Origin of the sequence: Chryseobacterium gleum, from assembly GCF_900636535.1 — a bacterium.
Classification (GTDB): Bacteria; Bacteroidota; Bacteroidia; order Flavobacteriales; family Weeksellaceae; genus Chryseobacterium; species Chryseobacterium gleum.
On the sequence record NZ_LR134289.1, the window covers coordinates 2576617 to 2603401 of the forward strand.

Sequence of the window (26785 nt, forward strand, 5' to 3'; positions counted from 1 at the left end):
TGAATTTCTTAATCCCTTACTACAAAGTAATTACAGCGATACAATATTTTTATTTAATAATTTTTTAATGTAGAAAACCTATTTTGGTAAACTTATTGCAGTCATTTATCCGGAATATGGATTAAAAACAAGAGTGGGTTTTCCACCCGTTCGAAAGTTACCTCTTTTTAGAGGTAATTTTTTTGTTTTATTTTCAAAAGTTTTCAGTTCAAAATCCTTTTCAAATACTCCATAGGTAAAATAGGAAATCCAGTCTCCGAGATTGATATATTTTGCACCCGGTTCCAGATCCAGCACCATAGGCAGATGTCTGTGTCCGTAGATAAAGTAATCAATCTTCTGCGTCTTCAGCTTTTCTTTGGAATAAATAATCAAGAACTCTTTATCTTCTCCGAGAAATGCTTTGTCTTCTTCTCCAGAGATCATTTTATTTTTTTGAGAAAGGTATAATGCGATCTTCATTGCAATATCAGGATGAAGCCATTTGAAAAACCATTGTGCTACGGGATTCGTGAATAACTTCTTCATTCTTTTATATCCTTTATCACCCGGTCCCAGACCATCTCCATGAGCCAGCAAAAACTGCTTTCCTCCCATTTCAAAATATTGTTTCTGATAGAATACCGTGCAGCCAATTTCTTCTTCCAGATAATCTTTCATCCACAGATCATGATTCCCTACAAAGAAATAAATATGAATTCCTCTGTCTTTAAGTTCCGCAATTTTACCCAGAACACGGACATATCCTTTTGGAATTACATGTTTCCATTCATGCCAGAAATCAAAAAGGTCACCCATTAAAAATAAAACCTGAGCATCTTCTTTGATCTCGTCCATCCAGCGTATAAACCGCTCCTCGCGCAACTTACTTTCCTTTGGCGTAGGAGCACCAAAATGCTGATCTGAAGCGAAATATACTTTTTTTCCAGGTTCTAAGTTAATTGTTGTTTTTAACACCTTCTGAGTTTTGTGGGTAAATTATTGATTATCTTCAGCAAACCATTCTCCATAAGAGTTTTCCGTCTCATGAAGTTTAAGATAAGCTAAAGAAATTCCTTCAGGAAGTTTTGATTTGATTTTAGCGGCGATCGCGTACAACATATTCTCACAGGTTGGCTGGAAACTGCAATAGATGACTTTATGTCCTTTCTGCTCCAGATCATCTCCCAATTCTTTGTGTGGAGAAAGTGCATTGACAAGAACCGCATGGTCCCACACATCTACGATCTCAGATTTTACGATACTCTTGATATCTCCGAAATCAACTACCATCCCGTTTTTAGGGTTATCAATATCATTAATCGGTTTTCCTTTTACTGTCACAAACAGCTTATAGGAATGTCCATGCATATTTTTACACTTCCCATCGTAGTTGTAAAGTACGTGGGCCGTTTCGAATGTAAAAATTTTTGTAATACGTATCATACTGCAAAGATATGACAAAACCGCTTAACACAGAAAAGACTGTTTCTATTGCAGCGATTTTAAATATTATTTGGACTGATCATTAATGTTAATTATTATTTTATTTTTTTTCCGAATCTTTGAAGGACTTTATATTCTTTATCCTTTATAACAATATCATAATTGCCTTTATCCAGTATTAAAAAACGGCTCTCTTTGGGAGTTTTAAGTTCAAGGATATCAGCCGGAATTCCATTTTGCTCATATTCTCCTTTTCTGTAAGCAAAAACCATAACCGGATATGTTGAAATTTTAGAAACCGGAATTTTATACAGCTTACGGTTTCCTCCAAGCATCCAATCTGGCCTGCCTTTGATGTATTTTGTAACTGGATGGATGATTTTAATATCGGTATAAAGTTTTTTGTCACTATCGTTATATATTCCCTCATTTTGATCTTTTAAAACAACAGGAACATTATTATTTACCAATCTTAAAAGCGGTTCATTATACTTCAGGTTACTTTTTTCTGAAAACTGAGTCTGGTCAACGGTGAACGGATTGATCCCGGTAAGGTCGGAAAGTCTTCCCGCCATTGTTTTCTCCCAGGATTTATGAGTACCTTCATAAGCGTGTTCATAACCGCAATAGATCAGATATTTCCCCTCTTTATTTTTCTGCATAAAATCAAAAATATTTTTCGCCTCTCCAATTTCTCTTTCTTTATTGTTTCCTTCCGCCTCATATGGGAAAAGCCTGAATCCAATTTTCAAAGCATTGTAAATAAGGTTTCCGAATTCCGGTTCTTTGGAATAATATCCACTGCTAAGAACAGCAAATTTTGTGACGTTTACAGAGTCACTCGCTAATGTTTCGAGTCCCAGATACCGATAACCTTTATCATATAATCCCTGAAGTAAGGAGGATACAAAAGTTCTGTGACTTGCGTTATGATGGGCTTCATTAATGATAATAATCTGCTCACTCTCCGCTTTTTTTAAAAGATAATCTTTTGCATTGACAGGGATTAATTCTGTAAATCTCAGACTATCTGCCTTGCTCAGCTTCTTTACTCTTCCAAAAGTCATATCCCAACTTTCCAGTGCAGGTTTATATTGTCCGCTTATTGAGTAATACGTTGCTGCCATCTGACTTCGCCAGGATTGACTTTGGGTAGAATCTGCCACCTTCTTTTTAATATCATCTGTAAACCAGTAAGGGTTTTCCTGACCATAACCTGCAATGCTTAACAACAATGTAAGGAAATATAAAAGCTTCATGTGTTTTTAATTTTTGATTGACAATTAATCTTCGTTAGCTACAAATTTAAAGCCAGCAGCATAAGAAATTGACTCCACTCTATTTCTTTATAAATTATTTGCAAATCTTGACTTGTTTACAGTTACTTTATTCTTAAAAGCTTTATAAATATAATATTGATTAATATTATTCTGAGTAATCAAAACAGGTTTAGCATTATCCTCAAGCACAATTTTAGAATATCCCAGATCTGATGAAAAGGCGTTTGAATTCCATGAATAATACAATTCAACAGCCTTAACCTTATTGAAATCTATTCTTCTTTCTTTTCTGCTCTGTTTATCCAATATGATAATTTGCTTTTCTAAAGGATCAATTTTAGCTTCTTCTTTTAAGTTCTGCAGGTAATACTTTCTTCTGATCAGAGCCGTTCCTAAAAAGAGATAAGTAAGAAAAGAAAACAAAAAAACCGGAATAGTAGAGGAAAATATTTTTGATAATGAAAGCGTATTCCACTCCCGGCTAATGTTACGTAGAATCATAACAGTAATAAAGATAGTAAAACATAGATAAAAATACCCCAATATCAAATTGCCTAAAATTTTATTCTTTTTATACTCAAATTCCATTTTAACAAATTAAAATCGTTTTACTCCGCATCTTATTCTAATTGAAAAACTTCTCCAGCCAGTCGCTTTCAAGACGTTTTATCTTTTGGGTTACAGGATCAAACAGAATCCAAAGGGTCCTTGAATCTACCACAAGCTCATCATTGCAGTAAAATTCTACTTTTCTCGGCTGTTTGGCTCCTTCAGGGGCCAGAGGATAGGTTCTTACTGTAATGACATCATTCAGATAAACCTGTTTTTTATATTGGATATGGTGATCCAGAAGCATCCAGACATCATTGGCATACTCTGTTTTATGTTTTAACAGATCCCAGTGCTCTGCAGCTGCTTCTTCCACCCAGTGCACATACTGTACATTATTAACATGATTATTCTGGTCGATATGATCCTTAGTTACCTTTATCTGTTTTTCGTACATTAAATTCATTCTCCTGAAAGTTTACTCAAATTTATTATTTTAAAACAGAACTTTCTCACACTTTTACATATAAAAAAACGGAACCAGCTCTGTTGATTCCGTTTCTATATTCAGTATATAAATTCTTATTTGGATTTCCCTGTTGGCTTGGCGGTTGTTGCGGAAGCTCCCAGTTTACTTTTCACAAGCGCCGTGATATCTTCACTTCCGTCGTTGTAAACAAGGTTATTGGTTTCCTGAGATGCAATATCAAAAACATAATTGATACCTCTTTCTTTAGCGGCAGCAGCAATAGCCTCTTTTACTTTTTGCTGCAATGGCGTAAACAATTCGTTTTGTTTTGCAGAAATATCTTTAGCAGCCTGAGCTCTCGAATCTTCTATCTTTTTACCAAGACCCTGTAATTCAGTCTGTGCAGCGATTAATTCTTTAGTGACTGCTTCTTTGTTGGCTTCGCTAAGAGTTTTTTCTTTATCCTGCGCTGCTTTCAGCTTAGTCTGATAATCTCCAATCAGTTTTTCAATTTCAGTCTGTTTTGTTTTTGTCAGGTTATCCACAGTTGCACTTATTGTTTTTACTTCGGGTAAACTTGCAAAAATGTCATCAGTATTCACGCTTCCAATTTTTTGTTGGGCTTTTGCAGCATTTGCAGTAAGTGTTAATCCTAATGTAATAAAAAGTACTTTGATTAAATTCATTTTTAATAATTTTTTCGTCCCCAAATATAACTCAATTTTTGATTATGTATAATGTAGAAAAACCTTCCCAAAACAGAGAAGGTTTAACATCAAAAAAATATGGAAAAAAATGACTAATGGAATTGTGCAGTTTCTGTAGAATCCTTCATCGCAACTGTAGCTGAAGAGCCGTTTGTAACAATATTCTGTACTTCATCGAAATACCCGGTTCCTACAAAAGACTGATGTTTCACCGCTCTGAATCCTTTCTGCTGTAAGGCAAACTCCCGTTCCTGAAGTTCTGAATATCCTGCCATTCCTCTTTCTTTATAGGCTAGAGCCAGTTCAAACATCGCAGTATTCAAAGCATGGAATCCTGCCAAAGTAATAAACTGGAATTTATATCCCATCTTGGCAAGTTCCTCACGGAAGGTAGACATTTCCTCCACACTCAGCTTTGCCGCCCAGTTAAAGGAAGGAGAGCAATTATAAGCAAGCATCTTTCCAGGGAATTTCGCATGAATTCCTTCTGCAAATCTTCTTGCCTGTTCCAGATCAGGGTTTGAGGTTTCCATCCAGATCAGGTCTGCGTAAGGGGCATAAGACAAACCTCTGTCGATTCCCTGTTCTACTCCGTTTCTTACAACATAAAATCCTTCTGAAGTTCTTTCTCCTGTTACGAATTTTTTATCTCTGTCATCAATATCTGACGTCAGTAAATCTGCAGCGTCAGCATCTGTTCTTGCAATAATAAGGCTTGGAACTCCCAATACATCGGCAGCCAGGCGCGCTGCAATCAGTTTATTGACAGCTTCTTGAGTAGGAACCAGTACTTTTCCACCTAAGTGTCCGCATTTTTTTGCAGAGGAAAGCTGGTCTTCAAAATGTACAGCAGCTGCTCCCGCTTCAATCATTTGTTTCATCAGCTCAAAAGCATTCAGATTACCTCCAAAACCTGCTTCTGCATCTGCAATGATGGGCACTAAATATTCTTTATTATCGGTTCCGTTTACAGACTGTACCTGATCTGCCCTTAAGAGAGCATTATTAATTTTCTTTACTACAGCAGGTACTGAATTAGCCGGATATAGTGATTGATCCGGGTACATTTCCCCTGATAAGTTAGCATCTGCCGCTACCTGCCATCCTGAAAGATATATTGCTTCCAGTCCGGCATCTACTTCCTGCACTGCCTGATTACCGGTTAATGCACCAAGCCCTGCCACATAGTCCTGGCTATTTAGTTTATTCCAGAATTTTTTTGACATTTCTGTCGCAATGGTATAATCTATGGTATAAGAACCGCGAAGTTTCAGAACTTCTTCTGCTGTATACGGTCTTTTGATACCATTCCAGCGTGGATTTGTCAGCCAATCTTGCTCAATAGCCTGGATTTGTTCTTGTCTTGTTTTCATAATATTTGGATTTTGTTTGATTAGATTTTGGGGTTCGGGGTTCGGGATACGAGATTCGGAGGTACGGGATATGATTCTGAAACTTTCGGACACTCCTACTCACTCACTCTCAAACTAGATAAAAGGATATGCTTTAAGGGTTAGAAATTCTTCAAACTTTTCACAGAAAATCAACTCATTGAAAAGTTCTTTGGCAAGATTGAATTTTCCATTCTGGAAACGGGTTTCTCCTACATACTTTTCAATATTGTCCATTTCTTCTTTTTCCCACTGCAATATCATGCTTCGGGTTAATGTTCGATCATCACTCAATACAGCTTCGTTCTTCAGCCATTGCCAGATCTGCGTTCTTGAAATCTCTGCAGTAGCCGCATCTTCCATCAGATTGTAAATGGCGGCAGCACCGGTTCCCATCAGCCAGCTTTCAAGGTAGAGAATTCCTACATTGATATTTTTCCGGACTCCTTTTTCGGTAATATCACCTTTGGGAATTTCCAGCAGATTGCTTTCTGTAATATGATATTCAAATTTTTTATCAATCTGATTTCTGGAAGGCATATATTGGTCAAAAACTTCTTTAGCCACAGCAACTAATGCAGGGTGTGCCACCCATGTGCCGTCATGACCGTTTTTCACTTCTCTTTCCTTATCATTTTTTACTTTTTCAAAAGCCTTTTTGTTTGCTTCTTCATCATCTTTTACAGGAATTTGAGCGGCCATTCCGCCGATTGCGTGTACGTTTCTTTTGTGACAGACTTCAATGACTCTTTTTGAATAGGCACTCATGAAAGGTGAAGTCATGGTCACCTGATCTCTGTCCGGAACGATAAATTCCGGCAGGTTTCTGAACTTTTTGATATAGGAGAAAATATAATCCCATCTGCCACAATTAAGGCCGGCACTGTGTTCTTTTAATTCAAATAAAATTTCATCAATCTGAAATGAGGCGGTAATGGTTTCTATTAAAACCGTAGCCTTGATCGTTCCTTCCTGAATCCCCAGATAATTTTGGGCAAAAACAAAAACATCATTCCACCAGCGGGCTTCTTTATAATGTTCCAGTTTCGGAAGATAGAAATAAGGACCGCTTCCATTTTCTAAAAGCACTTTTGCATTTCTGAAAAAATAGATTCCAAAATCAATCAGGGAGCCGGAAGCTTTCTCTCCATTAATTTCAATATGTTTTTCCGGAAGATGAAGGCCGCGGGGACGAACCTGCAAAACAGCAGTTCTGTCATTAAGGGTATATGCTTTTCCTTTTTCGTTGACAAAATCAATGGTTCTGTTAATGGCATCAGAAAGATTAATCTGTCCCTGAATGCAGTTTTCCCACACCGGCGAGCTGCTATCTTCAAAGTCAGCCATAAAGGTAGACGCTCCGGAATTCAAGGCATTAATAATCATCTTACGATCAACAGGTCCGGTAATTTCTACTCTCCTGTCCTGCAAATCTTCCGGCAGCGGTGCACACACCCAGTTTCCGTTTCGGATAGCTTCTGTCTCTTTTAAAAATTCAGGAAGGTTACCGTTATCAAATTTCTGCTGTGTTTTTTTTCTTTCTTCTAAAAGCTCTAATCTTTTATGATTGAAATTCTGATGAAGCACAATCAGAAAATCTACCAGATCCGGAGTAAAAACTGCTTCAAACTGCTTCTGAGCCTTTATTTCTAACTGAGTCTTGGTTTCCATAACTTATTGATTTTGTGATTTGATGTTACAAACATAAACAAAAATTTTCACAAATAGCGAACGTTCGCTAAATTTATTTAAAAATTATTATGCGAATAATCGCATCTATTTATTTATATTTGAGTAATGAATTCAGAAAGCGACTTTATCAAAACAGTTTTCGGACTAAAACTGAAACAGCAGAGGCAGAAAAGAAACTGGTCTCTACAGGACCTTGCCGTAAAGACAGGATTATCAAAATCTTATCTTAATGAAATTGAGAATGGTAAAAAATATCCAAAGCATGACAAGATCATCCAGCTTTCTGAAGCGCTGAGCTGCACATTTGACGATCTGGTTTCTACCAAACTTGATAAAAGCCTGGCTCCTTTCAATGAAATTCTGCAATCTGATTTCTTTAAGGAAGTTCCGTTGGAACTATTCGGAATCAACAAAAATAATCTCATCAGTATCATCAGTGATGCCCCCAAAAAAGTAACTGCTTTTATCAATGCACTGATTGAAATTTCACAGAATTATAATCTTGGAAAAGAACGGTTTTATTTTGCCGTTTTAAGATCGTTTCAGGAATTATACGATAATTATTTCCCGGAAATTGAAGAAAAAGTAAGCTTATTCACGAAGGAAAACAAGTTACAGGCCGGGAAAAATTTAAAGTCTGACATTCTGGAAAAAATTCTTGGAGAAAAGTTTGGTTACAAGATTCAATCTGAAGATTTTGAAATATATGGCACTTTGGATAATCTGCGTTCACTTTTTATTCCTGAGAAAAAACTTTTACTGCTGAATCAAAAACTGGAAAAGGATCAGAAAACATTCATCCTCGCTAAGGAAATCGGTTTCAATGTGCTGGAATTAAAAAACCGTCCCAACACGTATTCATGGCTTGATTTCGGGAGTTTTGAAGAAATTCTGAATAATTTTTATGCGTCTTATTTTGCCGGAGCTTTATTAATTTCAAAACAACCTGTCATCGAAAAAGCCTCTGAATTTTTCCAGCAAAATAAATGGGAGCCGGAAAATTTTGAAAATCTCATTAACAGCTTCACTCATTCTCCTGAAACATTCTATTATCGGCTAACGAATATTCTTTCGGCTGAAATGGGTATTAAAGACCTGTTTTATTTATGCCTGGTAAAAAAGAAAAACTCTGATAAAATCCAGATTTTAAAGGAGCTTCATCTCAACCATCAGCAGGCTCCTCACGCCAATGCCACCAATGAGCATTACTGCAGAAGATGGATTGCTGTGAAAAATCTTGATCATTTAAAGGAAAATGAAACTTTAACTGACGCCCAGATTTCTCATTATAAAGACCAGGGAATAAGCTATCTGGTGATTTCCACTTCACAAAGAAATCCTTTTTCAGATGGAAGCAACAGAAGTTATTGTCTCGGCATTTTACTGAATTCCCAAACGATCAAAAAAATAGGTTTTATCAAATCTCCTTCTTTAAAAACCATCAATGTAGGGGTCACCTGTGAATCCTGCAGTATTGCTGACTGCGAAGTAAGACAAGCGCCGCCGGTAAGGCTGGAAAAGGAACATTTTAACATGAGTATGAAGAGTTCTGTGGAGAAAATCAGGAAGAGATTTGAGAATTAATGGATAAATAGTGAATCATCAATGCGCTTCGCTTGTGAATTTTTATACGAAGCTCGGGATGCGAGATTAAGGTTTATGAATAATAGATTTGCTGTTGAAATTCACGGGTAAGTTATTTTTCTAAACGCGGAGTTCACGAAGTTTTCTATACTATTTAATAGCTTTTCGGTCGCTATGGCGTTCCACTCAGCCACGAAAATGCCTCATGCTAAATAAAATAATTAGCTCATAAAATTTGTGAACAATAATAATTCACTATTGACTTTGCGAGGCAAAAATTGACATTAATTTTATATCTTAGTAAAAACACACTATGATATTAGATTTATTATTTCCTAACCGTTGCCTTCACTGCAACAGGATCATTGTTTCCGAGATTCTGGTTTGTGATCTTTGTTTCAGCCAGATTCATTTTACCCATTACAATTATTTTGAAAATAATCCGATTAAGGAAAAATGCAGTTTATTTTTTCCTGTTGAGAATGCATTTGGACTGATACGGTTCGAGGAAGAAGGCTTAAGTCGCAAGATTATTCATGAACTAAAATACAGAAGCCGTGAAAAAACAGGGAAAATTCTGGCAAACTGGACAACAGAGCGCCTGGATTTCCAAGACGACAATCCTGATCTTTTAGTAAGTGTACCGCTTCATCCAAAAAAACTGAAGGAACGTGGTTACAATCAGCTTCATTTATATACTGAAACTTTGTCTAAATTTTATCACATTCCTTTTGATCATGAATTAATCAGGAGAAATCATTACTCCAAAGCACAGGCTCTGAAAGACAAGAAGCACAGATTGGAAACAGACAATACTTTCTCCATCACCCGGCCTGTTACCGGAAAGCATATCCTTCTGATTGATGATGTTTTCACCACAGGCAATACAGTTTCATCGGTTGCATGGGAGATTCTAAATGCCGGAGACAATAAGGTAAGTGTTTTGGTGATGGCAGAGGATGTTTAATAGAGGTTCGGGATACGAGGTTATATTCAAAAATATTTCCAAGCCCTCCAACTCTCAAACCCTCTCAATCTTATGCTTAATCCATTTTCACCATTCAATTCTTTTCGCTAATTTTCAGAAAATTAAATAGCTATGCCAAATCTGCTTTTATTACACGGAGCCCTGGGACACAGCGATATTTTCGCGCCTTATCTGAACGTACTTTCTCAGTATTTTACAGTACATACCCCTCTATTTTCAGGTCATGGAAATAGCGAATTACCGGCAGAAGGTATCAGTATAGAAAAGTACACTCAGGAGCTTTCGGAGTATTGTGAAGTAAATAATCTGGCGGATGTATCCATTTTCGGGCATAGCATGGGAGGTTATGTGGCACTTTGCTATGCTATGAAAAATCCGGAAAATATAAATTCTGTTATGACTCTGGGAACTAAGTTTGCCTGGACTGAAGAGCAGGCTTTAAAAGAAAGCAAAATGCTTAATCCTGATGTCATTCTTGAGAAAATCCCTCAGTATGCCCGGCTTTTGGAATCACAACATGGAGCAAAATGGAAAGCACTTCTTCCGGCTATTGCTGAACTAATGATCGATCTGGGTAAAAATCCACCTCTGGAAAATAATTTTGCTACGATAAATATCCCGGCTCAGGTCATGGTGGGAGATAAAGACAATATGGTTACTATCGAGGAAAGCGCCCATATTTACCGAAGTCTTCCTGATGCAAAATTAGCCGTACTTCCGGATACCAAACATCCTATGGATAAAGTACGGCCTGATTTATTGTTAAACTTAATGAAAGATTTCTGGAATCTTTCTTAAAATTATCGCTGAAGTTTTTCTCCGTAGCTCAAATCCCCAGCATCCCCCAGTCCCGGAGTGATATATCCTTTAGAAGTTAAATGCTCATCAATAGCTCCTACCCAGATCTGAGCCTCAGGATAGGCATTCTGAATGGTCTCAACACCTTGCCTTGAAGCAATAGCGGCTACAATGTGAAGCTGGGTTGGATTTCCGTGAGTCAGCAAATCTTTGATGGCTTCAATTAAAGAGGCGCCTGTTGCCAGCATTGGATCTGCAACGATCAAAGGTCTGTTTTCAATACTCGGACAAGTAAGGTAATCCTGCTTGATTGAGAAATAATCGTTGGCATCATGTTTTCTGTAAGCTGCCACAAAACCACAGTCCGCTCTGTCCAGGTAGTTAAGGATTCCTTCAAATAACGGAACACCAGCTCTTAAAATAGTTGTAATAACAGGCTGTACAGCAATTTCCCTGCTTTTTATTGTATCTAAAGGAGTTTGAATTTCAATTTCCCTATACTCCAGTCCTTTACTGATTTCAAAAGCGGCAATCTCCCCAATTCTCTCCATATTCCTTCTGAATCTCATCCGGTCATGCTGGATATTAACGTTTCTAAGTTCGTTGATCCATTCGTTGACAAGAGAAAAATGTTGCGATAAAATAGTAAGCATGAAAATTATATTTTTAATTTCAGTTGATTGAATTAATTCCTGCAAAATTACAACTAAAAAACGAATTGAAAGATTGTGAGAAATATGTATATTTATTAAAACATCCCAAGTACCCTATTTAGTAAATTTTAAATGATGAAAAGCCTGATTTTAGGAAAGATCAGTCCGGAGTTTATCAAAGATGAAACTCTGCCTGAATTATTGGTTCCCACCTTTGAGAAATATAAAGACAAAACAGCCTTTATATTTAAAGATAAAAAAATATCCTATGCTGAACTGGACAGTTGGAGTAATGCCATTGCGCTTCAACTGCAAGATCATGGAGTACAGCCGGGCGACCGTATCGGAGTATGGTATCCGAGAAGCCTTGAACTTCCTGTAGCCATACTTGGAATTCTTAAAGCCGGTGCCGCTTACATTCCATTAGACCGTGAAATGCCTGAGGACAGGATAAAAAAGGTTTTTACAGATATTAATGTCAAAACTTATTTTTCTGACACGGATGCACATATTCATTGTCAGCCTTTAGAAATTGCACCACAACCTCAACATCCGGTTCCTGCACCTGTTCCCAATTATACACCAGACAACTGGGCTTATGTATTGTTTACCTCAGGAAGCACAGGAAACCCTAAGGGAATTCCGATATCCCACCGGAACATTTGTCATTTAATCCGCTCTGAGCAGGATTTTATAAAAATCAGGGATACGGATATCGTATATCAGGGATTTTCTGTTTCTTTTGATATGTGGTGTGAAGAAGTGTGGATCAGTCTTTTTGCAGGAGCCACCATATGGATCGCTGACGCCACCACTGTAAAAGCGATCGATGAGCTTAGCGATGTTTTAACCAAAAATAAAATTACCGTCCTTCATGCAGTTCCCAGTATTCTGGCCATTATCGACGAAGTTCCTGCTGTCAGGTTCATCAATACCGGAGGGGAAGCATGTACAAAACAGGTACAGGAAAAATGGGCCAAGCCCTATAGAGTATTCATCAACAGCTACGGACCTACAGAAACAACAGTTTCATCCAATATGACTGAACTGAATGGACAACAGGAACTGACCATTGGTCTTCCTCTTCCCAATTATCATATTGCTGTGGTTGACGAAAACATGAATATTGTTCCACGGGGAGAACGTGGTGAGATGGTCATTTCCGGGCCTGGAGTCAGTAACGGATATTTTAATCTTCCTGAACTTACTGAACAGAAGTTTTTAGCCAATCCATTTCCTGAAGATCTTCCCGGAGACAGAATATACAAAACCGGGGATGCTGTTATCATACGCGAAGATGGATTTATTGATTTTCAGGGAAGAATTGATGATCAGATCAAATTACGCGGGTACAGAATTGAGCTTGGCGAGATAGAATCCCGGCTCAATCAGCTGCATGATGTTTCTTCAGCTGCTGTAGCCGTAAAAGAAGATTCAAATGGGCAGGGGCAACTTGTGGGATATGCCGTCATGAGCAACGAATCTTCTTTCGATGAAAATGAAATGCGCAAAGAACTCGCAAAATTTCTGGCACCTTACATGGTTCCGATTTCTATTGTTCTGATGAAAGAAATGCCGAGAATGCCAAGTGGTAAAATCGACAGAAAACGGCTTCCTCTTCCTGAAAGTTTCACGGTTCATCAGAAAAACGAAGAAATCAACATTGATGCTGAAGCTCCGATAGAAGAAAAACTTATCCAGACGCTGCAATGGGTATTTCCGGGAAAAGAAATCAATCTCACCCAGGATTTTTTCACGGATCTTGGTGGACATTCCTTGCTGGCGGCAACATTAGTTTCTCATCTTCGTCAGAAGGCAGGCATTCCTACTGCTTCACTGAAAGAGATTTATGAAAACCGTCCTTTGTCAGTTTATTCTGAGTTTCTCAAAAACAAGCATACTCAGGCGACATCCCGCCAGGAACCGTTTCACAGGGTTTCAACATGGCAGTATATTGCCTGTAATATTGCCCAGACGGTTAGTTTACTGGTTGTATTTGCTTTATTAAGTATTCAGATCTTTTTCCCTTATCTGAGCTATTATTATTTCCAGATTAACGGGTACGGATTACATTATGCTTTACTGAGTGCTGTTTTACTTTATACATTAATTCCACCTGTATATTCAATCATTATTGTTCTTACAAAATGGCTGGTAATCGGAAAAATAAAAGAAGGAGATTATCCGCTTTGGGGATGGTATTATTTCAGGTGGTGGCTTTGGAAAACGATTAAGCGACTGATGCCTTCAGAATTTATTGTAGAAACACCTTTATATCCGAAATACCTGAGGCTTCTTGGAGTAAAAGTAGATCCGAGCGCTCAGTTAAGCCTCCTTCCTATCGCTGCCGAAGATCTTGTAACGATAGATAAAAATGTGAATACCAGCTCGGGCTGCAGTATTGACAATGCTTCTGTAGAGAATGGGATTTTAAAGATCAGAAAAGTACATATCAAAGCGCACGCTTATCTTGGATCTTCCGTGATTGTATGCGGAGATACCGTTATTGAGGAATTCGGGGAACTTCAGGATTTAAGCTGCCTTAATGAAGGAGGAAAAATAGGATTTGGAGAAGTATGGAACGGCAGTCCGGCTGAAAAGGTAAGAGTAAAATCCGGTGAAGAAATTGAAGCACCTACGCTGGCTTCTGCGGGAAAAAGAAACCGTTTTGCTTTACTGTATGCCTGTTCATTATTTTTCTTTCCTCTTCTTATTGTTTTACCTTTAGCCCCCACACTTTATACTCTGTATTATCTGGACGAGCGTTCAGCTGATTATAGTTTCTATTATCTGTGGCAGGCTCCGATTCTTTCTACCGTTTATATTTTATTGTTTATCGGAGTGGTAAGTATCCTGACCAGGATTTTACAGTATAATATGAAACCTGGCATCTATCCGGTATACAGTTTTATGTATTATAAAAATGGATAAAGGACCAGATTTTTAATCTCTCCCTCGTTATTGTACATCCGCTTTTTGCCTCTATCTATATCAGTAAATTCTATAAAATGATGGGCGCAAAAGTGGGAAAGAATTCAGAAATCTCGACAGCCAGTGATGTTTCCCATCATCTTTTAGAAATCGGGGAAGGCTCATTTATTGCAGATGCAGTCATTTTGGGAGAGCATGATGTAAGGAATGAAAAATTAATTTTATCGAAAACCAAAATAGGAAATAACAGCTTTGTAGGAAACAGCGGACTGATTCCACAGGGATATGAACTGAAAGATAATATGCTGATCGGAGTATTGAGCAAAGCTCCATCTGAAGAACAACTGCAAAATTCAAATGAAAAAGACTGGTTTGGTTCTCCTCCGATTGGTCTGCCGTCCAGACAGAAATCTGATGCTTTTCAGGATAACCTTACCTATAATCCATCATTTAAACTTAAGCTTGCAAGAGCTGTAGTTGAAGGAATCAGAATTATTCTCCCACAAACTGTGGTGATTATCTGCAGCGTACTTTTCATTGCCTATACAAGTACTTATCTGGAAGGAAACATTCATTATCTTATCTTACTGTCTCCGTTTTATTATCTGGGAATTGTTGCTTTGCCTTCTTTTTTCTTCACTGTACTGCTGAAATGGATTTTTGTAGGAAGGTATAAAAAAACTGAAATGCCGATGTACAGTATGAAGGTATGGCTGAGTGAAGGCATTACAACAATCTATGAAGCTCTTCCTGTACAGTTTTTCCTTGATTTTCTGCGCGGAACTTTCTGGCTGCCGTTCTTTATGAGATTTCTGGGGGTGAAAATTGGAAAAAGAGTTTGGCTCAATACAACTGATATTACAGAATTTGATATGGTTTCAATCGGAAATGAAACCATGCTGAATGAAGACTGCGGTCCCCAGACTCACCTTTTTGAAGACAGGATTATGAAAATAGGAAGTGTAAAAATCGGAAAACAGACCACAATCAATTCAAGAACAATTATTCTATATGACAGTGAAATCGGAAACAATGTTAATATTGATCCTCTTTCCCTGGTTATGAAAGGAGAAGTGCTTTCGGATAATACGTCCTGGTATGGCAGTCCGCTGAGAGGAAAGTGATAAAACTGGAAGCATGAGACCGGAAGATAGAAGCAATTCAGGTTCAGAATAGGAATAAGTATCTTTCTAATTAAATCTGTTTTAATTCTTAATAGCAAGGGTTATAGTATTAAACAATACAAACCTCCAATTTTCCTCTTCCGGATTCCAACACATAAAAAAACATCATTATGAATTATTCCATCAGAAAAATAAAAATCACCGAAAACCTTCCTGTTGTTGATGAACTGGTAGGTGAACTCCATATTTCAGAAAAGGAAATGAATAACAACACCGCTGACTGGAGTCAGATCAGAGAAAGTTATCTCCGGTTTATGTCAACATGTGAGGAAGAAAATGATGGCACTTTTCTTATTGCTGAAGCCGATGGGAATGCAATAGGTTTTCTTTTCGGTTATCTTGAAGAGAAAGATGACAGTAATTTTGAGCTTGGGGAAGGAGATGATCTGTACGTTTCAGAAGGATATGTAAAAAAAGAGTTCAGAAAACAGGGAATCTATTCTGCCCTCAATAAGGCATTTGAAGAAAGGTATGCAAACTATAAAATCCGGAAAATTTACCGTTATACATTATGCAATAATGATACAATGCAGCGGTGGCTTGTTTCACAGGGTTACCGCCCTGTAAGACTTGTATATGAAAAGTGGCTGCCTTGAAAAGCCTGAAATGAAAATTTATTTGAAACAAAAACTCCGGCAAGCTTCGCTTGCCGGAGTTTTTATAATATTTGTTCTTATTATTTTTGTCTGAAATATACTTCAATCGGAACTCCGGTAAACCCGAATTCTTTTCTCAACTGATTTTCAGTAAATCTTTTATACGGTTCTTTCACATATTGCGGAAGGTTACAGAAAAATACAAACTGCGGTGACGGTGTAGGAAGCTGAACACAATATTTGATTTTAATATATTTTCCTTTTAAAGCCGGCGGTGGCGTATTTTCAAAAATCGGAAGCATTACTTCATTCAGTTTTGAAGTTTTAATTTTCTTCTTACGGTCTTCATAAACCTGCATAGCTACTTCTACAGCCTTTAGAATTCTTTGCTTCGTTAAGGCTGAAACGAATAAGATTGGAATATCCTGGAACTGGCCAATTTTATCTTTGATTGATTTCTCGAAATCACGCATTGTATTGGTTTGCTTGTCCTCGATCAAATCCCATTTATTAACAAGGATTACAATTCCTTTTCTGTTTTTCTGAGCCAGTCCGAAGATGTTCATATCCTGGGATTCCCATCCTTGTGTGGCATCTACCATAATGATCACTACATCAGAATATTCGATTGAACGGATAGATCTCATAACGGAATAGAATTCAAGGTCTTCGTTTACCTTAGACTTTCTTCTCATCCCTGCTGTATCCACCAATACAAACTCGTGTCCGAATTTATTATATAAAGTCTGGATACTGTCTCTTGTTGTTCCTGCAATATCAGTTACGATATTTCTTTCAACATCCAGCAAGGCGTTTGTCAAGGTAGATTTCCCTACGTTCGGACGCCCAGCAATGGTAATTTTAGGAAGTCCTTCAAATGGGTCTTTATATTCTGTAGTCGGGAAGTCTCTAACGATATCATCCAGCAGATCTCCTGTTCCGGAACCCGTGGCTGAAGAAAGTGTATAGTATTTATCGATTCCTAATTGATAAAATTCAGTAGCAGGAAGTTCTTCCTTTGCAGAATCCACTTTATTGATAACAATATAAATCGGTTTGTTGGATCTTCTGAGAAGCCTGTAAATTTCGTGATCCGTATCAGTAAGCCCTTCCTCTACGTTCATCATAAAGATAATAGAAGTGGCTTCATCTACTGCTAGCTGTACCTGTTTACGGATTTCTTCTTCGAAGATATCATCTGTACCTACATCGTACCCTCCGGTATCAATTACGGTAAAGTCTACTCCGTTCCAGTCTGATTTTCCGTAGTGACGGTCTCTGGTAACACCGGCTGTAGAATCTACAATAGCTTCTCTTCTTTCTAATAAACGGTTAAAAAGCGTGGATTTTCCTACGTTGGGACGTCCAACGATTGCGACAATATTTGACATAAAAAATGTTTAATAATCCTTTTGCTTTGCTCAGGATATGTTATTAATGGGTTACTCCAACTTTTGGAGCCCAATTTTTTTTGCAAAGATAAGGTTTTATTATTTAACTGAACGTTGAAGGCTGGAAGCGGGAAGTTATTATACCTCGAATAAATTAATGTAAGACCTCTCATCAAATTGAGCAAGTAATATCCACAAATCTAATGTTTATGGATAGAAACAGTTTTTTTCTAAAATTTATTAAAAAAAATAATTCTTTGGATATCAATACATAAAGCTGTCATCTTACTAATTATGTTAATGAATCTTTAATTTTGATTTTCATATTTAAAATAAATTCTATAATTTCGCGGCATAGAAACAGACCCATGGTGTAGCGGTAACACTACTGATTTTGGTTCAGTCATCTGGGGTTCGAATCCCTGTGGGTCTACAAACCATCCTTTTTAAGGGTGGTTTTTTTATTTAATCCAGATCTGAAATGGGAGGCAAAACCAGCTGTAAAGAATTAACATAGTCATTATCAAAGTAAATAGCCCGTATTTCTTTATACAAAAAAGATTCGATTAACAACCAGTTTGCTTTGGGACTCAGTAATCTCGCTTTAAATGAATGTCCTTTAACAAGATGAATTTTACCAATATAACATTTATGAGGATATTTCAGCTCAATTTGAATAAGTTCAATTTTAGATTGCATATCCGACAATAATTTTATATTATCATCAATATTTAACTCAACACTTTTTTCAGCAATTACTCCCTTTAATCTTAGTATATTTTCTTTAAATTCATGCTCCTCCGATCTTTGAATGTTTTTAATATATCTTTGGTTTATCATTACGAAACCATCCACCACATAATCAACAGGAATATATTTTATATAGCACCAATCATCTGATATATCTACCAATATACCCTCAAATTCTTTTTTATTTTTTAGGTTAATTGAAACAACATTATTGATAAGCTCTTTTGTTTTCATCCCTTTCATTAATGGCATTCAAATTTACAAACTCTATAAATAACAACCTCATTCGTAGATATAATGATTAAGACATTTATAGTAAAATATTTGTATTATCGATATTGAGATCAATAAAAAAGGCAGCCATAAATGCTGCCTTTGCTTATTTTCATTTTTACTTATTACACCAGATCAAACCTATCCAGATTCATCACCTTCGTCCATGCAGCTACAAAATCTTTGACAAATTTGCTTTGTGCATCGGAGCTTCCGTATACCTCAGCAACAGCTCTTAATTCAGAATTGGATCCAAAGACAAGATCGGCACGGGTTGCGGTCCATTTCGGTTGGCCGGTTGAACGATCACTTCCTATATATAATTCTTTATCATCTGACATTGCTTTCCACTGCGTACTCATATCTAAAAGATTTACGAAGAAATCATTGGTAAGAACACCCGGACGGTTTGTGAAGATACCATGTTTTGAACCGTCAAAGTTCGTATCCAATGCACGCATTCCTCCAATCAATACAGTGAGTTCCGGCGCAGTAAGAGTCAGTAATTGTGCTTTATCAATCAGTAAGGATTCTGTAGATACGGTATATTTTCTTTTCAGATAATTACGGAATCCATCAGCTGCAGGTTCCAGATATCCCATAGATTCTACATCTGTCTGCTCCTGCAAAGCATCCATTCTTCCGGGTGCAAAAGGAACTTTCACATCCTGACCTGCGTTTCTTGCCGCCACTTCAACAGCAGCATTACCGGCTAAAACAATGAGATCTGCCAATGATATTTTCTTACCTCCGCTTTGAGAATCGTTAAACTCTTTTTGAATTCCTTCCAGAACACCTAATACTTTATTCAATTGTGAAGGATTGTTGACTTCCCAGTTTCTCTGAGGTTCAAGTCTGATTCTGGCTCCGTTGGCACCACCACGCTTGTCACTTCCTCTGAAAGTAGAAGCAGAAGCCCAGGCCGTTGAAACCAGCTCGGAAATACTTAATCCGGAGTTCAATATTTTTGATTTTAATGCTTCTGCATCATTTTCATCAATCAGTTCGTGATCTACTTTAGGAATAGGATCCTGCCAGATTAACTCTTCCTGTGGAACTTCCGGCCCCAGATAACGGGCACGTGGTCCCATGTCTCTGTGGGTTAGCTTGAACCATGCCCTTGCGAATGCATCAGCAAACGCATCAGGATTTTCATAAAAATGTCTTGAAATTTTTTCGTAAACAGGATCAAATCTTAAAGAAAGATCTGTTGTAAGCATTGTCGGCTTATGCTTTTTAGAAGAATCAAATGCATCAGGAATGATTTCAGCTCCGTCTTTGGCTACCCATTGGTGAGCACCTGCAGGGCTTTTTGTCAGTTCCCATTCATTTTCAAAAAGATTTTTAAAGAAATAATTACTCCATTGAGTCGGAGTTTCTGTCCAGGTTACTTCCAGACCACTGGAAATGGCATCTCTTCCACTTCCTGATTTATAAGTACTTGCCCATCCAAGTCCCTGCAGCTCTATTCCTGCGCCTTCCGGTTCCTTACCTACATGATCTGCAGGACCTGCTCCGTGTGTTTTACCGAAAGTATGTCCTCCGGCAATCAAGGCAACGGTTTCTTCATCATTCATCGCCATACGTCCGAAAGTATCGCGGATATCTTTAGCAGCTGCAATCGGATCCGGGTTTCCATCCGGTCCTTCCGGATTTACATAAATAAGTCCCATCTGTACGGCTGCCAATGGATTTTCAAGGTTTCTTGAATGAATATCCCCATCTGCATTATCATCTGTAGGAAGAACAGCTGACTGACCTTCTACCACCCCTTCTGAGCCATGAGCATAACGTAAATCGCCTCCAAGCCATGTTTTTTCTGATCCCCAATATACATCGGAATGCGGTTCCCATACATCTGCTCGTCCTCCGGCAAATCCAAATGTTTTAAAGCCCATCGATTCAAGAGCAACATTCCCTGTAAGGATCAGAAGGTCTGCCCATGAAATGTTTTTTCCATATTTCTGTTTGATCGGCCAAAGTAATCTTCTGGCTTTATCAAGGCTCACGTTATCCGGCCAGCTGTTTAACGGTGCAAAGCGTTGCTGCCCTGCTCCTGCTCCGCCTCTACCATCTCCTACTCTATAAGTACCGGCACTGTGCCATGCCATACGGATAAACAAAGGCCCGTAATGACCAAAATCCGCCGGCCACCAATCCTGTGAATCTGTCATCAATGCGTGAAGGTCTTTTTTTACAGCCTCCAGATCAAGGCTTTCAAATGCTTTGGCATAGTCAAAATCCTTATCCATAGGATCAGAGAGGGAAGAATGCTGACGAAGCAGATCTACTCTAAGCTGATCAGGCCACCAATCAGAATTTTTTGTTCCGCCTCCGGCTACATTATTCTTCTTCATGGTTCCGTTATGAAACGGGCATTTGCTGATGTCATTCAAATCTTTTTCCATTGTCGTTTATTTTATGTTGATTAATTCAGTTACATTCTCTGTTGTAAGAACATCACAAACCTACAACGATTAAACAATAAATACAATCTATTAATTTTTATTTCAATGATAGTTAAAAACTATAAATAAATTCTTCCGCCCGCATAATTTCCAGGACATAATTGTGGTATTAAGTTAATCATTTTTTAAATTCATTGGGTTGGCTTTGCTCTATTTAGAATAACTCAATGTAAGAGAAAAAGCGAGAAGAAGGAAATAGGAAGCTGGAAGTTATAACAGACAAAAAATATTCCTCAGGACATTTGTATAAATGAATAGGAAATTAATAGTTAAATAAAAAACTGACCGGTAAATTTTTCTCTGTTCACAACTTCCAGCCAAAGCATAAAAAAAATTAACTACCTTTATATTTATCAAAATATGAACACCTGCTATGAAAAAAATAATTGTAGTCATTCTCGTTGCCTTTATTATCATTCAATTCTTCCCTATTGATAAGACCAATCCGCCGCTTACACCAGGTATGGATTTTCTGAAAATAAAAAATACCCCGGAAAAAATTGCCCGTACCATCAGAACTTCATGTTATGACTGCCATTCCAATGAAACAACTTATCCCTGGTATGCTAATATTTCCCCTACATCATGGTGGGTAAAAAATCATATTGATGAAGGCAGAAAAAGCCTTAATTTTTCTACCTTTGCAGTCTATGAGCCTCAGAGACAGCTTCATAAACTGGATGAATGTATAGAAATGGTTGAAAAGAAAGAAATGCCGCTTGAATCTTATTATATAGGGCATCAGAATGCCAAACTTTCGGATGAACAGCGTACAAATCTTATTCAATATTTCAAAAAGGTAAAGGAAGATACTGAGAGAGGAATCATGTTTAATAAATAAAGTTGTGGAAAACTGGGAAAATAAACATATTGTATTTTTTGACGGAGACTGCGGTGTCTGTAATTTCTGGGTGCAATGGATTCTTGAGCGGGACCGGAAAGACCAGTTTATGTTTGCTTCCCTTCAGTCTGAATTCGGACAGCAGTTTTTATCCGAAAGGGGGTTGGATACTCATATATTCAATACCATGTACCTCTGGAAACCGGGAAAATATTATCTGATTAAATCAAGAGCAATACTTCACATTGCCAAACTGTTAGGAGGAATATACTCCCTCGCTTTTTTAGGCAAAATTATTCCCAGGTTTTTGAGTGACAAAGCTTACGATCTTGTTTCGAGAAACAGAATGAAGCTGGCCAATCAGAGGTGTTATCTGCCGGATCAGCATCAGAGAAAAAAGTTTATTCAGGTGTAACTTTAGAGAAAAATATCATTCCGTAAGAATTCTTTTGCAATATGATGGATTGAATTGATTCCTACGGAATGACAAGCTTAGTGGATCATAACAGGCTGAGACTAGTAGTAAAGACTCATTTTCATCACATCTATTACTCATTACCCATTACCCATTACTTATAAATTAAGCGACCAGACGGAATAAGAATTTGGCGGGCATTGGATTTTCACCCATTTATCACCTTGAGTGGTTGGATACCAGCTTGAATTCCCTGTGAAATCTTTAATCTGCTGACTGCTCCAATTGGTTTCCACCCATCTTTCCTGCCAGCTTGATGAAGTATTGATGTAAACAACAAGCCCCGGATTACCATTGTACCCGTTTCTTCTTGCTATATATTCATCATTGTCGGTATACAGAATAGAAGTTGTTCCGGTAGCTTTATTATTGTGAATCCAGATCAGGTTATTAAGCCTTTCTTTGTTCAGCCATTCTTCATAATCCCTGTAAAAAATAGTCGGATATCCTTCATGGGTCAGAATGTAAGCATATGCCGGCATTTTATTGTAGATGATATCTGTATCATGATTGGCTACAAAAGTAACTGCCTTATAAGGGTTTCTTTTCCACATCATATCATCATTCAGAACATTTAAATTTCCATTATCAAAAGCTTCATCCATTTTATAATAAGCAGCAAAATCAAATACAGAACTGTTGGCATTACTGGACCACCAATCCAATGTATTTACGTTGGAATCCCAGAGCTCGCCTACAGAGAATCCTCCAACCTTAGAGTTCCATGTATTGACAACCCACGGGCCAAAACCTTTGACGTAATCAAACCTCCAGCCATCAAATTTCATCACGTTTTTATAGTATTTAGCAATAGAATCATCTCTTCCCCAAAGCCAGTCCTGCACATGAGGATTGGCATGACACAGATCCGGGAAACCTCCAAAAGCTCCTTCGTCATTATTTCCGTAGGCATTCTTATAAAAATCATTATAGTTTCTCTGGAATTTTCCTGAAGCCACTCCCGAAAAATCCGTCCAGGTATTGGTTCCGGTAAAAGGATTGGCTTCGGATTGCCCGCCGCTGTTATGGTTAATCACAATATCTGCATACACCTGCATATTTTCATCATGCGCTTTAGTAATTAATGCCTCCAGCTCGGCCCTTGACCCGAAACGGGTTTCCACACTCCCATTCTGATTAAAGTTTCCAAAATCATAATAATCTGTAGGGTCATATCCCATAGAGTATGCTCCGTTTTGTGCTTTTGATGCGGGAGGCAGCCATACAGCACCAATTCCCGCATTGGACCACGCTGTCAGCTTATCTTTAACAGTATTCCACCAATTGCCACCATCAGGAACATCCCAGTAGAAACCCTGCATCAATACTCCGCCGCCGGGCCCGGCAATAAATTTACTTTGTGCAGAGCCTGAACCGCTTCCTGTACTGAAAGGCCGCCCGTCATGGTTCGTTACATTCACCGTTTTATTGTGGACCTCTTCCTTTTTGGAAGGTTCCATTGTTAATTCATCACTGTTCCGGCATGAGTGAGCAAACGCTAAAGCCAGCAGGGAAAGGAAAAAATATGTTTTTTTCATCGCAATAATTAATTATGAATCTATTAAACAAGATACAATTTTATTAAAAACAAATTCAAATGAATGGGAAATATTTTAATTTTCAATAATAAATCAGGAAGAAAGACATTTAAATTTTTCATTAAAAAATCATAAAATTTTAAGATTCTCGAAACAATTTTTCTTTTAATCCATATATTTGCATACTATGGAATATAACACCCAAAAAACTCAGCTTCATATGCCGGAATACGGCAGAATTATACAACAGTTGGTTGAGCGCTGTAAAGAACTTCCTACCAAAGAGGAAAGGAATGAGATGGCTATGGCAATCATCGATTTTATGGGTCAGAGAAACCCGCAACTTCGCGACGAAGAAAATTATAAACATAAACTTTGGGATCATCTTTTTATTCTTGCAGATTATGATCTGGATGTAGAATCTCCCTATCCGTTTCCTACCAGAGAACAATTGGCGGAAAGACCTAAAAGAATGGAATATCCAAAACTTCAGGGTGACTTTAAGTTTTACGGAAAAAGTATTCTTCAGCTAATAGAAAAAGCAATCGAACTAGAAACAGGAGAAGAAAAAGAAGCTCTTATTGAGGTGATTGCCAACAATATGAAGAAGTCTTACAATGTCTATAATAAAGAGCATGTGACGGATGATGTGATTTTCCGCCATCTGAAAGAACTGTCTGAAAACAGGTTGGATCTTACCGGAATAGATTCTCTTGAAAAAAGTAAAATCTATTACACCAATAATAACAACAACCGAAATAATAACAATAACAACAGGAACAACAGCAATAATAAGAACAATAACCAGCCCAACAAAAGAAGGCATAATAACAATCATAAAAACAGAAAATAATGAGTGGAACATTTCAAATAAGAGGAGGAAAAAGACTGCAGGGTGAAATAACTCCACAAGGAGCCAAAAATGAGGCTCTACAAATTTTATGTGCGGTTCTCCTGACGGACGAAGAAGTAAGAATCAAAAACATTCCGGATATTCATGATGTGAACAGACTGATTGAAATTCTTGGAGATTTTGGGGTAAAAGTTACAAAAAACGGACAGGGAGATTATACTTTCAAAGCGGATCAGGTAAATTTTGATTATATAAAATCCAGCGAATTTAAAAAAGACGGAGCAAAATTACGAGGATCGATTATGCTGATGGGGCCAATGTTGGCTCGTTATGGAGAAGCTTATATGCCGACTCCGGGTGGGGACAAAATCGGAAGAAGAAGACTGGATACCCACTTTCAGGGACTTGTTGAATTAGGTGCAGAATTTAATTATGATGAAGAAGAATATTTCTACTCTTTAAAAGCTAAAGAGTTAAGAGGAAAATTTATCCTGCTTGAAGAAGCTTCTGTAACCGGAACTGCCAATATTGTAATGGCAGCGGCTTTGGCAAAAGGAAAAACAAGAATCTACAACGCTGCCTGCGAACCTTATCTTCAGCAATTATGTAAAATGCTGAACAGAATGGGAGCCAATATCTCAGGAATCGGGTCTAACCTTCTTACCATTGAAGGGGTAGAATACCTTAGAGGAACGGAGCACACGATGCTTCCGGATATGGTAGAAATCGGATCATGGATTGGTCTTGCAGCGATGACCAAGTCTGAAATCACCATCAAAAATGTAAACTGGAACCAGCTTGGGGTTATCCCGAATACATTCAGAAAATTAGGGATCCGGCTTGAGCAAAGTAATGATGACATTTATATTCCTGCTCAGGAGCATTATAAAATCCAGAAATTTATTGACGGATCTATCCTGACTATTTCGGATGCTCCATGGCCAGGATTTACACCGGATTTATTATCTATCATTTTAGTAGTGGCTACTCAGGCAAAAGGAAGCATTCTCGTTCATCAGAAAATGTTTGAATCCAGATTATTCTTTGTGGATAAATTAATCGACATGGGGGCTCAGATCATTTTATGTGATCCGCACAGAGCAACCGTAATCGGGCTAAATCAGGAAGCGCCTTTAAGAGGAACCACAATGGTTTCCCCGGACATCAGAGCCGGAAATGCACTTCTTATTGCAGCACTTTCAGCAGAAGGAAAATCAATTATCCACAACATCGAGCAGATCGACAGAGGATACGAAAATATCGATGGAAGACTAAGAGCTATTGGTGCTGACATCGAGAGAATTTAAAATTATTTATTTAATACAAAAGCGTTCGGAATATTCTGAACGCTTTTTTTATTGGCTATTTTCGACACCTTCCAGAGGAGAGGAATACTCCCCATCAAATAGCGACCATCAACTCTATATTGGTTCTCAAATAACTTTTAAATAAAAAGTGCCCGGTAAAAGAACCGGACACTTTGGGTAATTAAAACTATATGAATCTCACTTAAAAATATGTTCTGCAGGTATATTCTACCGTCGTATTGATAAGTTTATTTTTATTCAGATAGACCTCAAGCAGCTGAAAGTCTTCTGAATTGACATTAATATATAACTGTACGGAACCAAAACTATATCCGTTCACATACTCTACATTAGCAGATAACACTCTATGACAGATGCCTAATTGGTTATAGATGGTGTTCATCAAATGTTCAAATTTCATTTTGCCATTCAACTCTATTTCCAGTAACAATTCTTTTTTAGGCAGGTTTATTTTGTTTTGTAAAACCTGCAGGCCGGGATTAGGTGTAACCATTGCTAAACATTTTTGGGTTAAACATTGTCAGATCATATCGCGCTCTGCATTTAAATCTGTGACAAAAATATAAAAAAATATTAGTCCACCAAATTAGTAGACTAATATTTTTTAAAATTTAACACAAA

24 protein-coding genes and 1 tRNA gene are annotated in these 26785 nt (G+C 37.7%); 11 read left to right on the plus strand and 14 right to left on the minus strand.

All coding sequences use genetic code 11. The features are described from left to right. Positions 1-105: 105 nt before the first annotated feature. The 8 genes from EL165_RS11825 to aceB all read right to left on the minus strand — a co-directional run bounded on the left by EL165_RS11825 (position 106) and on the right by aceB (position 7492). Positions 106-957 (minus strand): UDP-2,3-diacylglucosamine diphosphatase, encoded by an 852-nt coding sequence (locus EL165_RS11825; RefSeq protein ID WP_126358628.1) that lies wholly within the window; start codon positions 955-957, stop codon positions 106-108. Between the two features lie 21 nt (positions 958-978). Continuing rightward, positions 979-1425, minus strand: a complete 447-nt coding sequence (locus tag EL165_RS11830) for a 6-pyruvoyl trahydropterin synthase family protein (protein ID WP_002976816.1) — start codon at positions 1423-1425, stop codon at positions 979-981. A gap of 95 nt (positions 1426-1520) precedes the next feature. Continuing rightward, a complete protein-coding gene (locus EL165_RS11835; protein ID WP_002976815.1) occupies positions 1521-2684 on the minus strand; it encodes a hypothetical protein in 1164 nt (387 codons plus the stop codon). Positions 2685-2771: 87 nt separating this feature from the next. Further along, on the minus strand, positions 2772-3206 hold the full coding sequence (locus EL165_RS11840; protein ID WP_126358629.1) for a hypothetical protein: 435 nt from the start codon (positions 3204-3206) through the stop codon (positions 2772-2774). Positions 3207-3330: 124 nt separating this feature from the next. Beyond that, positions 3331-3720: an acyl-CoA thioesterase gene (locus EL165_RS11845; RefSeq protein WP_002976811.1), complete on the minus strand. Its 390-nt coding sequence runs from the start codon at positions 3718-3720 to the stop codon at positions 3331-3333. A gap of 116 nt (positions 3721-3836) precedes the next feature. After that, on the minus strand, positions 3837-4409 hold the full coding sequence (locus tag EL165_RS11850; protein ID WP_002976808.1) for an OmpH/Skp family outer membrane protein: 573 nt from the start codon (positions 4407-4409) through the stop codon (positions 3837-3839). Positions 4410-4522: 113 nt separating this feature from the next. Beyond that, positions 4523-5803 (minus strand): isocitrate lyase, encoded by a 1281-nt coding sequence (aceA, locus tag EL165_RS11855; protein ID WP_002976807.1) that lies wholly within the window; start codon positions 5801-5803, stop codon positions 4523-4525. Between the two features lie 114 nt (positions 5804-5917). Continuing rightward, a complete protein-coding gene (gene aceB, locus EL165_RS11860; RefSeq protein WP_002976804.1) occupies positions 5918-7492 on the minus strand; it encodes a malate synthase A in 1575 nt (524 codons plus the stop codon). Between the two features lie 126 nt (positions 7493-7618). Here aceB and EL165_RS11865 point away from each other — a divergent pair, with 126 nt between their 5' ends. From EL165_RS11865 to EL165_RS11875, 3 genes are all read left to right on the plus strand, one after another. Continuing rightward, the gene (locus EL165_RS11865; protein WP_002976803.1) at positions 7619-9097 is read left to right on the plus strand and encodes a helix-turn-helix domain-containing protein; all 1479 of its coding nucleotides are present in this window, start codon (positions 7619-7621) and stop codon (positions 9095-9097) included. Between the two features lie 313 nt (positions 9098-9410). Further along, positions 9411-10064: a ComF family protein gene (locus EL165_RS11870; RefSeq protein WP_002976801.1), complete on the plus strand. Its 654-nt coding sequence runs from the start codon at positions 9411-9413 to the stop codon at positions 10062-10064. A gap of 132 nt (positions 10065-10196) precedes the next feature. Beyond that, a complete protein-coding gene (locus EL165_RS11875) occupies positions 10197-10883 on the plus strand; it encodes an alpha/beta fold hydrolase (protein ID WP_002976799.1) in 687 nt (228 codons plus the stop codon). Between the two features lie 2 nt (positions 10884-10885). Here the strand turns inward: EL165_RS11875 and upp are convergent, their stop codons facing one another. Then, positions 10886-11536, minus strand: a complete 651-nt coding sequence (upp, locus tag EL165_RS11880) for a uracil phosphoribosyltransferase (RefSeq protein WP_041461610.1) — start codon at positions 11534-11536, stop codon at positions 10886-10888. Positions 11537-11668: 132 nt separating this feature from the next. Between upp and EL165_RS11885 the strand changes: the two genes are divergently transcribed. The 3 genes from EL165_RS11885 to EL165_RS11890 all read left to right on the plus strand — a co-directional run bounded on the left by EL165_RS11885 (position 11669) and on the right by EL165_RS11890 (position 16247). Next, positions 11669-14467: a non-ribosomal peptide synthetase gene (locus EL165_RS11885; RefSeq protein ID WP_198418458.1), complete on the plus strand. Its 2799-nt coding sequence runs from the start codon at positions 11669-11671 to the stop codon at positions 14465-14467. A gap of 77 nt (positions 14468-14544) precedes the next feature. Next, a complete protein-coding gene (locus tag EL165_RS26115; RefSeq protein WP_198418459.1) occupies positions 14545-15591 on the plus strand; it encodes a hypothetical protein in 1047 nt (348 codons plus the stop codon). A 170-nt stretch (positions 15592-15761) separates the two neighbouring features. Continuing rightward, complete coding sequence (locus EL165_RS11890; RefSeq protein WP_002976793.1) at positions 15762-16247, plus strand: GNAT family N-acetyltransferase; 486 nt, start codon at positions 15762-15764, stop codon at positions 16245-16247. Between the two features lie 80 nt (positions 16248-16327). On the opposite strand, the gene der is transcribed toward EL165_RS11890, so the two are convergent. Further along, positions 16328-17638: a ribosome biogenesis GTPase Der gene (gene der, locus EL165_RS11895; RefSeq protein WP_002976791.1), complete on the minus strand. Its 1311-nt coding sequence runs from the start codon at positions 17636-17638 to the stop codon at positions 16328-16330. 362 nt (positions 17639-18000) lie between these two features. Here der and EL165_RS11900 point away from each other — a divergent pair. Further along, positions 18001-18071: transfer RNA gene (locus EL165_RS11900), tRNA-Gln, on the plus strand. A 32-nt stretch (positions 18072-18103) separates the two neighbouring features. On the opposite strand, the gene EL165_RS11905 is transcribed toward EL165_RS11900, so the two are convergent. Then, complete coding sequence (locus EL165_RS11905) at positions 18104-18622, minus strand: hypothetical protein (protein WP_126358630.1); 519 nt, start codon at positions 18620-18622, stop codon at positions 18104-18106. Between the two features lie 164 nt (positions 18623-18786). Beyond that, the gene (gene katG / locus EL165_RS11910; protein ID WP_002976788.1) at positions 18787-21069 is read right to left on the minus strand and encodes a catalase/peroxidase HPI; all 2283 of its coding nucleotides are present in this window, start codon (positions 21067-21069) and stop codon (positions 18787-18789) included. A 433-nt stretch (positions 21070-21502) separates the two neighbouring features. Between katG and EL165_RS11915 the strand changes: the two genes are divergently transcribed. Both EL165_RS11915 and EL165_RS11920 read left to right on the plus strand, forming a co-directional pair. Next, complete coding sequence (locus EL165_RS11915) at positions 21503-21970, plus strand: heme-binding domain-containing protein (RefSeq protein ID WP_002976786.1); 468 nt, start codon at positions 21503-21505, stop codon at positions 21968-21970. A gap of 4 nt (positions 21971-21974) precedes the next feature. After that, on the plus strand, positions 21975-22385 hold the full coding sequence (locus EL165_RS11920; RefSeq protein WP_002976784.1) for a thiol-disulfide oxidoreductase DCC family protein: 411 nt from the start codon (positions 21975-21977) through the stop codon (positions 22383-22385). 158 nt (positions 22386-22543) lie between these two features. Here the strand turns inward: EL165_RS11920 and EL165_RS11925 are convergent, their stop codons facing one another. Continuing rightward, entirely contained in the window at positions 22544-23983 is a 1440-nt protein-coding gene (locus tag EL165_RS11925; RefSeq protein WP_002976782.1) for an alpha-amylase, read from the minus strand. A gap of 187 nt (positions 23984-24170) precedes the next feature. Here EL165_RS11925 and EL165_RS11930 point away from each other — a divergent pair, with 187 nt between their 5' ends. Beyond that, positions 24171-24836, plus strand: coding sequence for a DUF4290 domain-containing protein (locus EL165_RS11930; protein ID WP_002976781.1), 666 nt, complete (start codon positions 24171-24173; stop codon positions 24834-24836). Beyond that, positions 24836-26143 (plus strand): UDP-N-acetylglucosamine 1-carboxyvinyltransferase, encoded by a 1308-nt coding sequence (gene murA, locus EL165_RS11935; protein ID WP_002976780.1) that lies wholly within the window; start codon positions 24836-24838, stop codon positions 26141-26143. Before EL165_RS11930 ends, murA begins: the two co-directional genes overlap by 1 nt. 202 nt (positions 26144-26345) lie before the next feature. On the opposite strand, the gene EL165_RS11940 is transcribed toward murA, so the two are convergent. Continuing rightward, entirely contained in the window at positions 26346-26657 is a 312-nt protein-coding gene (locus EL165_RS11940; protein ID WP_002976779.1) for a hypothetical protein, read from the minus strand. Positions 26658-26785: the final 128 nt, after the last annotated feature.

Bases quoted from the DNA above. Each gene is read 5' to 3' on its own strand.
- EL165_RS11925 (WP_002976782.1), bottom strand. From the start codon at position 23,983: ATGAAAAAAACATATTTTTTCCTTTCCCTGCTGGCTTTAGCGTTTGCT.
- EL165_RS11845 (WP_002976811.1), bottom strand. From the start codon at position 3,720: ATGAATTTAATGTACGAAAAACAGATAAAGGTAACTAAGGATCATATC.
- EL165_RS11875 (WP_002976799.1), top strand. From the start codon at position 10,197: ATGCCAAATCTGCTTTTATTACACGGAGCCCTGGGACACAGCGATATT.
- EL165_RS11915 (WP_002976786.1), top strand. From the start codon at position 21,503: ATGAAAAAAATAATTGTAGTCATTCTCGTTGCCTTTATTATCATTCAA.
- EL165_RS11840 (WP_126358629.1), bottom strand. From the start codon at position 3,206: ATGATTCTACGTAACATTAGCCGGGAGTGGAATACGCTTTCATTATCA.
- aceB (WP_002976804.1), bottom strand. From the start codon at position 7,492: ATGGAAACCAAGACTCAGTTAGAAATAAAGGCTCAGAAGCAGTTTGAA.
- EL165_RS11930 (WP_002976781.1), top strand. From the start codon at position 24,171: ATGGAATATAACACCCAAAAAACTCAGCTTCATATGCCGGAATACGGC.
- EL165_RS11865 (WP_002976803.1), top strand. From the start codon at position 7,619: ATGAATTCAGAAAGCGACTTTATCAAAACAGTTTTCGGACTAAAACTG.
- EL165_RS26115 (WP_198418459.1), top strand. From the start codon at position 14,545: ATGATGGGCGCAAAAGTGGGAAAGAATTCAGAAATCTCGACAGCCAGT.
- EL165_RS11905 (WP_126358630.1), bottom strand. From the start codon at position 18,622: ATGAAAACAAAAGAGCTTATCAATAATGTTGTTTCAATTAACCTAAAA.
- der (WP_002976791.1), bottom strand. From the start codon at position 17,638: ATGTCAAATATTGTCGCAATCGTTGGACGTCCCAACGTAGGAAAATCC.
- EL165_RS11890 (WP_002976793.1), top strand. From the start codon at position 15,762: ATGAATTATTCCATCAGAAAAATAAAAATCACCGAAAACCTTCCTGTT.
- katG (WP_002976788.1), bottom strand. From the start codon at position 21,069: ATGGAAAAAGATTTGAATGACATCAGCAAATGCCCGTTTCATAACGGA.
- aceA (WP_002976807.1), bottom strand. From the start codon at position 5,803: ATGAAAACAAGACAAGAACAAATCCAGGCTATTGAGCAAGATTGGCTG.
- upp (WP_041461610.1), bottom strand. From the start codon at position 11,536: ATGCTTACTATTTTATCGCAACATTTTTCTCTTGTCAACGAATGGATC.
- EL165_RS11835 (WP_002976815.1), bottom strand. From the start codon at position 2,684: ATGAAGCTTTTATATTTCCTTACATTGTTGTTAAGCATTGCAGGTTAT.
- EL165_RS11850 (WP_002976808.1), bottom strand. From the start codon at position 4,409: ATGAATTTAATCAAAGTACTTTTTATTACATTAGGATTAACACTTACT.
- EL165_RS11940 (WP_002976779.1), bottom strand. From the start codon at position 26,657: ATGGTTACACCTAATCCCGGCCTGCAGGTTTTACAAAACAAAATAAAC.
- EL165_RS11870 (WP_002976801.1), top strand. From the start codon at position 9,411: ATGATATTAGATTTATTATTTCCTAACCGTTGCCTTCACTGCAACAGG.
- murA (WP_002976780.1), top strand. From the start codon at position 24,836: ATGAGTGGAACATTTCAAATAAGAGGAGGAAAAAGACTGCAGGGTGAA.
- EL165_RS11885 (WP_198418458.1), top strand. From the start codon at position 11,669: ATGATGAAAAGCCTGATTTTAGGAAAGATCAGTCCGGAGTTTATCAAA.
- EL165_RS11830 (WP_002976816.1), bottom strand. From the start codon at position 1,425: ATGATACGTATTACAAAAATTTTTACATTCGAAACGGCCCACGTACTT.